Origin of the sequence: Brevundimonas sp. (assembly GCF_035999125.1) — a bacterium.
GTDB lineage: Bacteria > Pseudomonadota > Alphaproteobacteria > Caulobacterales > Caulobacteraceae > Brevundimonas.
Map to the genome: position 1 here is coordinate 210099 of NZ_DASYGX010000007.1, position 12192 is coordinate 222290.

Genomic DNA, 12192 nt, shown 5'->3' on the forward strand with positions numbered 1-12192 from the left:
CATAGGCGCGGCATGAGCGCGCGCCAACGCCCAAGCTCTCGTCACAAGGTCGCAGCCGTGAACCCCAACGCCGTCATCGACATCCATCAGGGCTTGAGCCGACCGGTTTCGATCGGGGGCGGGCAGAGGATCGTCTTCATCGCCGGCCCGTGCCAGCTGGAGAGCCGCCAGCACGCGCTGGAGATGGCCTCGGCGCTGAAGGAGATCGGCCAGCGGCTGAACGTCGGCATCATCTATAAGACCAGCTTCGACAAGGCGAACCGCACCAGCGCCAACGCGGCGCGTGGGTTCGGCCTGGAAGGCTCGCTGCCGATCTTCGCGGAGATCCGCGAGACTTTGGGCCTGCCGGTGCTGACCGACGTGCACACCGAAGAGCACTGCCGCATCGCCGGCGAGGTGGTGGACGTGCTGCAGATCCCCGCCTTCCTGAGCCGCCAGACCGACCTGCTGCTGGCGGCCGCGGCCACGGGCAAGGCCATCAACGTCAAGAAGGGCCAGTTCCTGGCGCCCTGGGACATGAAGAACGTGATCGCCAAGATCACCGGCGCGGGCAATCCGAACGTCATGGCGTGCGAGCGGGGGGCCAGCTTCGGCTACAACACCCTGGTCAGCGACATGCGGGCGCTTCCGGTGCTGCGCGAGATCGGCTGTCCGGTGGTGTTCGACGCGACGCACAGCGTGCAGCAGCCGGGCGGGCAGGGGACGTCGTCGGGCGGCCAGCGCGAGTTCGTGCCGGTGCTGGCGCGCGCGGCCGTGGCCGTGGGCGTGGACGCGGTCTTCATGGAGACCCACCAGGACCCCGACAACGCGCCGTCCGACGGACCGAACATGGTGCCGCTGGACCAGTTCGAGGCCTTGGCGGCGGAACTGATCGCCTATGACGACCTGACGAAGAGCCGGATGGCGAAGGCGGCCTGATACGGCCGGCCCCACGACCGATTTTGACGCGATGCGCTTTCAGGATGGGCAGATGACGCGCGACGCCTTTAAGGATCCGATCCGGACTCTCCGGACTGTGTTTTTCAGGTCCGGGCGGTCCGGCCGCCGGTCGCCCGGCGAGGCCATGCTGTTGTGTCCCCGCGCGTCGCGCTTTAGCTGACCTGCATGGCTGAACGTACCCTGGACCTCGGCGGACTGCAGGCGCTGCTGGAGCGCGTGCGCGGGCTGAAGGTCGCCTGCGTCGGCGACCTGATGCTGGACCGCTACGTCTATGGTGAAGTGGACCGCATCTCGCCCGAAGCGCCGATCCCCGTGCTGAAGGTGAAACAGCGGGTCGCCATGCCCGGTGGCGTCGGCAACGTCGCGCGCAACGTGGCGGCGCTGGGCGGGGTGGCGCGTCTGGGTGCCGTGTCGGGGCGCGATGCGGCGGGCGATGAGCTGGCGGCGCTGATCGCGGCCGAGGACGGGGTCGAGGACGCGGTGGAACGGCGGGCCGGCGCGGACACCATCGTCAAGACGCGGTTCGTCGCGGCCGGCCAGCAATTGCTTCGGCTCGATGAAGAGGCGACCTTACTGGAAGCACGGGAAAGCGACGCGTTTTCTGGTGCTTCGGTCCTTCTATTATCAGATTATGCGAAGGGATTCGTCAGCGATTCCCTGATCGGGCAGGCACTGGAGGCGGCGCAGGGCGCGGGCGTGCCGGTGATCGTGGATCCCAAGGGACGTGACTTTGCCCGCTATGGCGCGGCCGACCTGATCAAGCCGAATGCCAGCGAACTGGCGGGGGCGACGGGTCTGCCCGTCGGCACGGACGCGGAGGTCGAGGCGGCGCTGGAGGCCCTACTGGCCGCCACGACGGCCAGGGCGATCGTGGTGACGCGGGCCGGCAAGGGCATGAGCCTGATGCGGCGCGGCGAGGCGGCCAAGCACTTCCCCGGCCGGGCGCGCGAGGTGTTCGACGTGTCGGGGGCCGGGGACACCGGGCTGGCCTCGCTGGGGCTGGCGCTGGGCGCGGGCGCGTCGCTTGAGACCGCGGTGGAGTTCGCCATCCTGGCCTCGGGCGTGGTGGTCGGGAAGGCGGGCACGGCGACCGTGTCGCCCGCCGAGCTTATCGACGCGGAGATGAGCCAGCACGCCGCGGGCGCCCACGCCAAGGTCATGCCGCTGGACGAGCTGGCGGACGTGGTCGAGGGTTGGAAGCGGCAGGGGCTGAAGGTCGGCTTCACCAACGGCTGTTTCGACATCCTGCATCGTGGCCACGTGGCCTATCTGGCGCAGGCGCGGTCGTGGTGCGACCGGCTGGTGGTGGCGCTGAACACCGACGCCTCGGTACGGCGGCTGAAGGGCGAGGGGCGGCCGATCAACGATCTGGACAGCCGGGCGGTGGTGATCGGCGGGCTGGGCAGCGTGGACCGGGTGACCAGCTTCGACGACCCGACGCCGCTGGCGCTGATCGAGCGGCTGCGGCCCGACGTGCTGATCAAGGGCGCGGACTACACGCGCGAAGGCGTGATGGGCGGCGACCTGGTCGAGAGCTGGGGCGGCGAGGTGAGGCTGGCGACGTTCGAGGACGGCTTCTCGACCACCCGCACGATCGAGAAGATGAGGGACGCCTGATGGGCCGGCGGATGATCGTGGTGACCGGCGGAGCCGGCTTCATCGGGTCCAACGTGGTGGCGCGGCTGTGCGCCGAGGACCGGCGGGACGTGGTGGTGTGCGATCGGCTGGAAGACGCGGCGCTGGGCAAGTGGAAGAACCTGGCCAAGCACCGGCTGGCCGACTTCTGGCAGCCCGAGGAGCTGTTCGAGAAGTTGGAACGACACGCGGACCGGGTCGAGGCGGTGGTGCACATGGGCGCGATCTCGGCGACGACGGAGCCCGACGCCGACCTGATCCTGCGCACCAACTTCAGCCTGTCGCGCGACCTGTGGGACTGGTGCGCGCTGCGGGACGCGCGGCTGATCTACGCCTCGTCCGCCGCGACCTACGGCGACGGCGCGCAGGGGTTCGACGACGATGACGATCTTGAGAGCCTGTCGGCGCTGCGGCCGCTAAACGCCTATGGTTGGTCGAAATTTCTGTTCGATCAGTATGCGGTGCGGCAGGCGGACGAGGGCCATGCGCCCAGCCAGTGGGCGGGGCTGAAGTTCTTCAACGTCTATGGTCCCAACGAGGGTCACAAGGGCACGATGAAGTCGGTCGTGGCGCAGATCTGGCCCAGGGTGCGGGCCGGCGAGCCGGTGACCCTGTTCCGGTCGCACCACCCCGATTACGCCGACGGCGGCCAGATGCGCGACTTCGTCTTCGTCGACGACGTGGTGGACGTGATCGCCTGGATGCTGGAGACGCCGGAGGTGTCCGGCGTCTTCAACGCGGGATCGGGACGGGCGCGGTCTTTCCTGGATCTGGCCCATGCGACGTTCGCGGCGGCGGGGGTGACGCCGGCGGTCGAGTACGTCGACACGCCAGAGAGCATCCGCGACAAATACCAGTACTTCACCGAGGCGCGCATGGACCGACTGCGCGAGGCCGGCTTTCCGGGGCAGTCCACGCCGCTGGAAGAGGGCGTGCGGCGCTATGTGCAGGACTTCCTCATGACGGCGGACCCCTACAGATGAAGGGGGCGCGGCTGACCTGGCGCCAGTGGGTCGGCTGGACCGGGTTCGCGGTCGTGTTCGTGCTGACGGCGGCGGCGCTGGTGTGGCGCGGGGACATCCTGCGCGCCGGGCTTGACCCGCAGGTGCCGTTCCAGACCTATGACCCGCCGCCGGCGCCGGATTATGCCGCGCGCGAGGCGTGGGCGCTGTGGGAGGCGAAGGCGCCGGGGGCCGGGGACGTGCCGGTCTTCTTCGTGCATTCGACGACCTATGACGGCGGCCCGCACTGGAACGCGCCGATCGGGGAGCGGAAGGCCGACGCCTATCTGGCGCGGGTGGTGCTGCCGAACCATGCGGGGCCGTTCGCCAAGGCGGGGCCGGTCAGCGCGCCGAGGTATCGGCAGGCCAGCCTCTACACCCGACTGACGCTGCGCGACGACGCGCGTGAGGCGCGGGCCTTTGCCTATCGCGACGTTGAGGCGGCGTTCGACGCCTGGCTGGCGCGGCACCCCGAGGGACCGATCGTGCTGGCCGGGATGGAGCAGGGGGCCGAGCTGATCGACCGGCTGGTCAAGGCGCGGGTGGCCGCTGACCCCGCGCTGAGCCGACGCTTGGTCGCGGTCTACATGGTCGATGCGGTGATCGCGGCCGAGGACGTCCCTGAGGCCGTGCCGGCCTGCACACGGCCGGATCAGGCGGGGTGCCAGGTGGCGTTCTCGGCCATCGGAGAGGACGGGGAGGCGGGGCGGCGCAGGCTGCGGCGGGCGTTGGTGTGGGACCAGGCGGGGCGGCTGGTCGATCTGGACGGCCGGGCGGCCCTGTGCGTCAATCCGATCACGGGCGTGCGCGACGGCGGGCCGACGCAGGTGCGCGATCACGCCGGGGCGACCAACGCCACGGGCCTGGAATGGGAGGCGCATCCGGCCTTGCAGGGCGGGCTGATCACGGCGGAATGCCGCGAGGGGGTGTTGCGGCACACCAAGGCGCGGGGGGAGTCGTTCCGGCGCGGCGGATCGTGGGCGGATCGGAGAAAGGCGATGCCGTACAATCTGTTCTATGGCGATCTTGAACGCGATGTGCAGGCGCGGATCGCGGCGTGGCGGGCTCAGTCGGATGTTCTGCCGTCGCGCCAGTCGAACAACGCCTCGAGCACCTGAACCGCGCGACCGCGCGGGCTGTCCAGCTTCGGATCGCGGTTGAGGATCAGGCGGGCGTCGTCGGCGGCGGCGCGCAAGAGGTCCCGGTGGCGGATCGGGTCGGCGAAGCGATAGGCCGGGAAGCCGGACTGGCGAAGGCCGATCGGATCCCCGCCTCCGCGCAGGCGGAAGTCGGCTTCGGCGATCTCGAAGCCGTCTTCGGTGTTGCGAAGAATCTCCAGTCTTTCCCGAGCGGTCTCGCCCAAACCTTGTTCACCGCTTCCGTATAGCAGGATGCAGGAACTGGCCTTGGCGCCGCGCCCGACGCGGCCGCGCAGCTGGTGCAGCTGGGCGAGGCCGAAGCGGTCGGCGCGCTCGATGACCATGATCGAGGCGTTGGGCACGTCCACCCCGACCTCGACCACCGTGGTGGCGACCAGCACGGGCAGAGACCCGGCGGCGAAGCGGCGCATGACGTCCTCGCGCTCGGCGCCGGCCATCTGGCCGTGGGCGAGGCCGACTTCGAGACCCAGACGTTTCGACAGGTCGGCGGCGCGGGCCTCGGCCGCCGCGAGGTCGCCGGTTTCGGACTCCGCGACCAACGGGCAGATCCAGTAGGCTTGGGCGCCTTCGGCGACGGCGCGGCCGAGACGCGCGGCGACCTCGTCCAGACGCTCGACCGGCAGGACGGCCGTGGTGACCGGGGTGCGGCCCGGCGGCTTCTCGTCGAGGCGGGAGACCTCCAGATCGCCGAACTGGGTCAGTTCGAGCGTGCGCGGAATGGGCGTGGCCGACATGGTCAGCATGTGCACGCCCTCGCCCTTGGCCTGGAGCCGGGCGCGCTGTTCGACGCCGAAGCGGTGCTGCTCGTCCACGACGACGAGGCCGAGGCGGTGGAAGGCGACGGCGTCCTGGAACAGGGCATGGGTGCCGATGGCGACGTGGGCGGACCCGTCGGCCAAGGCGGACAGCGCCGCGCGACGCTGACCGACCGTGTCGCGGCCCGTGAGCAGCAGGGCGGTCAGGCCGGCGGCGTCCAGCAGGGGCTGGAGCCGCTCGTGGTGCTGACGCGCCAGGATTTCGGTGGGGGCCATCAGGGCCGACTGGAAGCCGGAGGCGGCGGCGTCGGCCATGACGAGGGCGGCGACGGCCGTCTTGCCCGAGCCGACGTCGCCCTGGAGCAGGCGGGCCATGCGCGTGCCGGAGCCGAGGTCGGCGCGGATCTCGGCCACGGCGCGGGCCTGGGCGCCGGTCAGGCGGAAGGGCAGGGCCGTCTGAAGGGCGTCGGACGCGGGGCCGGGGGCGATGACCGGGGCGGGATGGGCCTGACGCGCGGCGCGGCGGCGTGCGAGGGCCAACTGATGCGCCAGCAGTTCGTCATAGGCGAGTCTTTGCCGGGCGGGGGCGTCGGGTTCGAGTTCGGGCAGGGAGGTCGGCGCGTGCAGGGCCTCGATCGCCTGCCGCCAGCCGGTCCACCGGTTGCGGGCCAGCCAGGCGGGATCCTGCCACTCCGGCAGGTCGGCGGCGGTGGTCAGGGCCTGGCGCACCAGCTTGCGCACCTGGCGCGAAGTCAGGCCCTGCGTGGCCGGATAGACGGGTTCGGCGGGGGCGGGCTGGTCGTCGCCGTCGAGGCGGAAGACGTCGGGATGGACGATCTGGACCTCGCCGTTGAAGCGCTCGACCTTGCCGGAGACGAGGCGGGTCTCGTTGCGGGGCAGGAGGCGATCGATCTGCTGCGGCGACCCGCCGAACCAGACCAGATGGACGAAGCCGGTGTCGTCCGAGGCCCGCACCTTGAGCGGGACGCCAGGCTTGCCGGGCGCGATCATGCGGTCGACGACGACGGTGAAGACGCCGACCTGATCCTCGACCGCGTCCGCGGCCGTCATGGGGCGGCGCAGGATCAGGCCGGTGGGCGACAGGAAGACGAGGTCGCGGACCAGCGGCCCGGCGACCTTCTGCACCAGGGGCAGCACCTTCTGGCCCACGCCCTTGAGGGTGGAGACCTCGGCAAACAGGGGGAACAGAATCTCCGGCCGCATCCTTGTGAGCATAGGGCCGGGCCGCGGGTGGCGAAATCGGGCCGGGGCGTCTATCTGGACGCTTCAATCAGATCAGAGAGACCGGGCAAGAATTCTTGTGACCGAACACGTCGTGCATTCCGAATCCGCGCCTTCCGAGCGCCTGCGGCGGCTGACGTTCCGCGCGTGGCGCCGGGGCTTCCGCGAGGCCGATCTGGTGCTGGGGCCATTCGTGGAGCGGGTCGGGCCGGAGCTGTCGGACGCGGAGCTGACGGCGTTCGAGGCCCTGCTGGACGTGGATGACGACCATCGCATCTATGCCTGGATCATCGGCGGGGCCGAGACGCCGGCGCAGCATGAGACGCCGCTGATGGCGCGGTTGCGGACCTTCATGCGCGACCATGTGTCGGCCGCGGTCGCGCAGGGGGCCGGCTGATGGACGGGTCCACGCTGAACGCGGGCGAGGCGGAGATCGGCGGCGCGCCGGAGGGGCTGGACGCCCTGGTGGTCGCAGACGCGCTGAGAGAAGAGGGCGGGATCGCCCTGTTCGTGGCGCGCGATCTTTCGCGAGCGACGCAGTTCGCGCAGGCGTTTTCTTTCTTCGCCCCGGACGTGGAGGCGCTGACGTTCCCGGCGTGGGACGTGCTGCCGTACGACCGACTGAGCCCGACGGCCGCCGTGTCGGCCGAGCGGATGGCGGCGCTGAGCCGGCTGGGGCGGCGCGATCCGAAGGATCGGACGCCGCTGCTGGTCGTGACGACGATCTCGGCGGCGACGCAGCGCGTGCCGGCGAGGAGCCTGACGCAGGACGCGGCCTTCGAGGCGGCGGTCGGCGACGAGGTCGATCTGGCCGAGCTGGAGCGGCATTTCGCGGCCAACGGCTATGTGCGGGCGTCCACCGTGTCTGAGCGCGGCGAGTTCGCGGTGCGCGGGGGCGTGGTGGACGTGTTCCCGCCGGGTTTCGAGGAGCCGGTGCGGCTGGACCTGTTCGGATCCGAGCTGGAGCAGATCCGCACGTTCGATCCGGAAACGCAGCGGTCGACCGGCAAACGCGAGAGCCTGACCTTGGCGCCGGTGTCGGAGGCGCTGCTGACGCCGGAGAGCATTTCGCGGTTCCGGACGGGCTGGCTGAACCTGTTCGGGGCCGCGGGCGACGACATGATGTACGCCGCCGTCAGCGAGGGCGCGAGGCGGCAGGGGCTGGAGCACTGGCTGCCGCTGCTGCACGAGCGGCTGGACACCCTGTTCGACCATTTGCCGGACGGGGCGCCGGTGTTCCTCGACCCGCAGGTCGAGGCCGCGCGGGCGGAGCGCTGGTCGCTGATCGCCGACGCACATGACGCGCGCAAGGCGTCGAAGGACGGGCCGTCGAAGTCGTCGGGCGCGTGGCGCGTGCTGCCGCCGGAGCGTCTGTATCTGCCCGAGAGCGACTGGAACGCCGCGCTGGCCGGGCGGAAGGTGCGACGCCTGTCGCCGTTCGCGGGGCAGGGCGTGGACGCCGGCGGGAGGCTGGGCCGGACCTTTGCGGCGGAGCGGGCGCAGGACAGCGTCAACCTGTTCGAGGCGGTGGCCGAGCACGTGAAGACGCTGAGGGTCGAAGGGCGCAAGGTGATCTTCGCCAGCTGGACCGAGGGCAGTTCCGAGCGTCTGGCGGCCATGCTGGGCGACCACGGGGTTCAGCCGGTCGTGGCGGTGCGCGACTGGGCCGACGTGGGCAAGGCGTCCAAGGAGATGATCCTGCGCGCCGTGGTGCCGATCGACCACGGCTTCGTCGCGCCGGGCTTTGCCGTCATCAGCGAGACCGACATCCTGGGCGACCGGCTGGCCCGACCGCGGCGCAAGCGCCGGGCGGCGAACTTCCTGGCGGAGGCGTCGGCGCTGACGGCCGGCGATCTGGTCGTGCACCTGGATCACGGCATCGGCCGCTATGAGGGCCTGAAGACGCTGGAGATCCAGGAGGCGCCGCACGACTGCCTGGAGCTGCTCTATGCCGGCGAGAGCAAACTCTATCTGCCCGTTGAAAACATAGATCTTCTGACCCGGTACGGCTCGGACGGGGAGGGCGTGCAGCTGGACCGGCTTGGCGGGGCGGGCTGGCAGGCGCGCAAGGCCAAGGCCAAGGCGCGCCTGCGCGAGATGGCCGAGGGCCTGATCGCGCTGGCGGCCAAGCGGGCCCTGAAGACGTCCGACGCCGTCACGCCGCCGCACGGGCTGTTCGACGAGTTCTGCGCGCGCTTCCCGTACGAGGAGACCGACGACCAGCTGAACGCGGTCGGCGACGTGCTGGAGGACCTGGGCAAGGGCATGCCGATGGACCGCCTGGTCTGCGGCGACGTGGGCTTCGGCAAGACCGAGGTGGCCCTGCGGGCGGCCTTCGTGGTGGCGCTGTCGGGCATGCAGGTGGCGGTGGTCTGCCCGACCACGCTGCTGGCGCGGCAGCACTTCAAGACCTTCAGCGAGCGGTTCGCCGGCTGGCCGGTGAAGGTGCGGCACCTGTCGCGGATGGTGACGGCGAAGGAGGCGGCGGAGACGCGCGCGGGGCTGAAGGACGGCTCGGTCGAGATCGTGGTCGGCACCCATGCGGTGCTGAGCGACCAGGTCGGGTTCAAGAACCTTGGGCTCGTGATCGTCGACGAGGAGCAGCACTTCGGCGTGAAGCACAAGGAAAAGCTGAAGGCTCTGCGCGCCGACGTGCACCTGCTGACGCTGACCGCCACGCCGATCCCGCGCACGCTGCAGATGGCGCTGTCGGGGCTGCGCGAGATGTCGATCATCGCCACGCCGCCGGTCGATCGCCTGGCGGTGCGCACCTATGTGACGCCGCAGGACCCGGTGCTGATCCGCGAGGCCCTCCTGCGCGAGAAGTACCGCGGCGGTCAGGCCTTCTACGTCGTGCCGCGCCTGAAGGATCTGGAGAACGTCGAGCGGTTCCTGCGCGAGCAGGCGCCGGAGGTGACCTTCACCGTCGGCCACGGCCAGATGAGCCCGACTCAGCTGGAGGACGTGATGAGCGCCTTCTACGACGGGCGCTACGACGTTCTGGTTTCTACCACGATCGTGGAGAGCGGCATCGACATCCCGACGGCCAACACCCTTATCGTGCACCGGGCGGACATGTTCGGTCTGGCCCAGCTGCACCAGATCCGGGGCCGGATCGGGCGGGCCAAGGCGCGCGCCTTCGCCTATCTGACCACCGATCCGAACAAGCCGCTGAGCCTGTCGGCTGAGCGGCGGCTGCAGGTGCTGCAGTCGCTGGACAACCTGGGCGCAGGCTTCCAGCTGGCCAGCCACGATCTGGACCAGCGCGGCGGGGGCAACCTGCTGGGCGACGAGCAGTCGGGCCACATCCGAGAGGTTGGGGTCGAGCTGTACCAGCAGATGCTGGAGGACGCGGTCGCCAGCCTGCGCGAGGCGGGGGGCGAGGTTCAGGACCGCGGCTGGTCTCCGACCATCAACACGGGCGCCGCGGTATTGATTCCCGAGGAGTACGTGCCGGACCTGAACGTGCGTCTGAGCCTGTACCGCCGCCTGTCGGACGCCGAGAAGGGCGAAGACAGGGAGGCGATCGCGGCGGAGCTGATCGACCGGTTCGGGCCGCTGCCGGACGAGGCGAAGCAGCTGCTGCGCATCGTCGGCATCAAGTCCAACTGTCGCGAGGCCTGCATCGAGCGGATCGACGTGGGGCCGAAGGGGGCGGTGCTGACGCTGAGGGACAACCGGTTCCCGAACCCGGCGGGGCTGGTCGGTCTGATCCAGAAGAACCACGCCAGCTGGAAGCTGCGGCCGGATCAGAAGGTCGTGGTCAAGGGCGACTGGCCGGACGCCGACGAGCGGCTGAAGGCGGCGGAGCGCGTGACGGCCGATCTGGCGCGGGTGGCGAAGGCGGGCTGAGAATCCTTCTCCCCTTGCGGGAGAAGGTGGCAGGCGAAGCCTGACGGATGAGGGGTGGACGAGGTCGTATACGACCGAGGACGTCGCTTTCCTCGGCCCAACGCCTCCGCGTCGTGCCTCGACCCCTCATCCGACCTCGCTCCGCGAGGCCACCTTCTCCCGCAAGGGGAGAAGGGAAACGCACACGGCCGTCAGTTCATCGTCACCGCCGCCGCGTCCCGCGACGCGCGTTCCAGCAGGGAGCCGGGCGCCTCGCCGGACGTGCGCTGGGCGACGCCGACGTCGAAGGCGACGGTGAAGGGCCGGGCGCCCGGGCCCGCGTCGAAGGCGGTGCAGCCCAGCACCGCGGCGATCCGCTCGGCGACCAGCCGCGCCTCGGCCGCGTCGGTCGCGGGCAGGGCGAGGGCGAAGACCTCGTCCGACAGCCGGGCGGCGGTGTCCTCGACGCGGATCAGGCGGGAGACCATGGCCCCCACCTGAGGCAGGGCGCGATCCAGCCAGCCGCCTTGGCGTGCGGCCTTCAGCTCGTCGCTGGGCGCGACGCGCAGGATGCAGACCGACAGGGGGCGGCGCCGGGCGTCGGAGGCCTCGATCACGCGCGCCAGATGGGCGGCGAACAGGTCGTCGGTGAACAGGCCGGTCGAGGGGTCGGTCAGGCCGGAGCCGCGCGTCGCCTCCAGCGCCCGCCGCACGGCCTGATGCTCGCGGTAGGTGCGGGCCAGGGCGACGATGCGGGCGGCGGTTTCGGGCTCCGGCACCGTGGCCTCGGCGACGTCGGCGAAGCCCCGGCCGTAGAGGTCGGCGAGGTCGGCCGGGTCCTCGCCGGACTGGTACAGGATCACCGGAATCTGCTGCAAACGGGTGTTGCGGCGCATGCCGGCGGCGATGGACTGGGCGGGCGCGCGGTCCGGGCCGCTCCACAGCACGGCGGCGTCGAAGGCCCGCTCGTGCAGATAGTCGAAGGCGGTGTAGGGCGTGGGGGCCGCCACCACCTCGCAGCCGTGGTCGGCGAGGACGTTGGACAGGGCCAGGACGCGGTGATCCGGCGGGCCGGCGGCGAGGATGCGCAGGGCCGAGGCGTCCGGCTCGGCGGGCCGCAGCCGCACGCCGCGGGCGCCGAAGGTGGCGGCGCGCAGGGCGATCTCCTCCTCGGCCACGGCGCCGCGCATCAGGTTCTCGAGCCGCAGCCGAACCTGGGCGGGGTGACCGGCGCCGGACATGACCAGGTCGAAGGCGTCGCGGTCCGACGCGTCCGAGGCGGCGACGGCCAGGACGGGCAGGGCGCGGGGGCGGGCCGCCTGCTTGAGGGCGCGGCTCCAGTCGGCGGCGTCGGGCAGGCGGGCGTCGATCAGCAGGGCCTCGACCGGCAGGTCGCCCAAGACCGACAGGGCGGCGCCGAGGCCGCGCGCGGTGACGGTGCGCCAGCCGACCACGTCCAGGCCCTGGCACAGGGGGCCGACGACCGAATCCTCGGCCGCCAGAACCAGAATGCGCGGTTCCGCCCTCACGCGACGTGTTTTCCCCGGGAGCCCACCAAAGCGGGCGGACCATAGACGGGGGGCCGCACGCGCCGCAACGGCGCATTCGCCGGGCGGGCGAAATCGCGGC

General features: G+C 71.1%; 8 protein-coding genes. 6 read left to right on the forward strand and 2 right to left on the reverse strand.

Features of this window, described 5'->3' with window-relative positions; all coding sequences use genetic code 11:
* Positions 1 to 12 precede the first annotated feature (12 nt).
* The 4 genes from kdsA (at position 13) to VGN45_RS06615 (ending at position 4693) form a co-directional block, all read left to right on the forward strand.
* Entirely contained in the window at positions 13 to 918 is a 906-nt protein-coding gene (kdsA, locus tag VGN45_RS06600) for a 3-deoxy-8-phosphooctulonate synthase (RefSeq protein ID WP_327460601.1), read from the forward strand.
* A 186-nt stretch (positions 919 to 1104) separates the two neighbouring features.
* Positions 1105 to 2556, forward strand: coding sequence for a D-glycero-beta-D-manno-heptose 1-phosphate adenylyltransferase (gene rfaE2 / locus VGN45_RS06605; protein WP_327460603.1), 1452 nt, complete (start codon positions 1105 to 1107; stop codon positions 2554 to 2556).
* Entirely contained in the window at positions 2556 to 3557 is a 1002-nt protein-coding gene (gene rfaD, locus VGN45_RS06610) for an ADP-glyceromanno-heptose 6-epimerase (protein ID WP_327460605.1), read from the forward strand. The genes rfaE2 and rfaD overlap by 1 nt, the downstream gene beginning before the upstream one ends.
* The gene (locus VGN45_RS06615) at positions 3554 to 4693 is read left to right on the forward strand and encodes a DUF3089 domain-containing protein (protein WP_327460607.1); all 1140 of its coding nucleotides are present in this window, start codon (positions 3554 to 3556) and stop codon (positions 4691 to 4693) included. Before rfaD ends, VGN45_RS06615 begins: the two co-directional genes overlap by 4 nt.
* Here VGN45_RS06615 and recG read toward each other — a convergent pair.
* Entirely contained in the window at positions 4642 to 6714 is a 2073-nt protein-coding gene (gene recG, locus VGN45_RS06620; protein WP_327460609.1) for an ATP-dependent DNA helicase RecG, read from the reverse strand. The genes VGN45_RS06615 and recG overlap by 52 nt on opposite strands.
* A 97-nt stretch (positions 6715 to 6811) precedes the next feature.
* On the opposite strand from recG, the gene VGN45_RS06625 reads away from it, so the two are divergent.
* Positions 6812 to 7129: a succinate dehydrogenase assembly factor 2 gene (locus VGN45_RS06625; RefSeq protein ID WP_327460611.1), complete on the forward strand. Its 318-nt coding sequence runs from the start codon at positions 6812 to 6814 to the stop codon at positions 7127 to 7129.
* Positions 7129 to 10584, forward strand: coding sequence for a transcription-repair coupling factor (gene mfd, locus VGN45_RS06630; RefSeq protein ID WP_327460614.1), 3456 nt, complete (start codon positions 7129 to 7131; stop codon positions 10582 to 10584). The genes VGN45_RS06625 and mfd overlap by 1 nt, the downstream gene beginning before the upstream one ends.
* Positions 10585 to 10775: 191 nt before the next feature.
* On the opposite strand, the gene VGN45_RS06635 is transcribed toward mfd, so the two are convergent.
* On the reverse strand, positions 10776 to 12092 hold the full coding sequence (locus tag VGN45_RS06635; protein ID WP_327460616.1) for a diguanylate cyclase domain-containing protein: 1317 nt from the start codon (positions 12090 to 12092) through the stop codon (positions 10776 to 10778).
* Between the last annotated feature and the right edge of the window lie 100 nt (positions 12093 to 12192).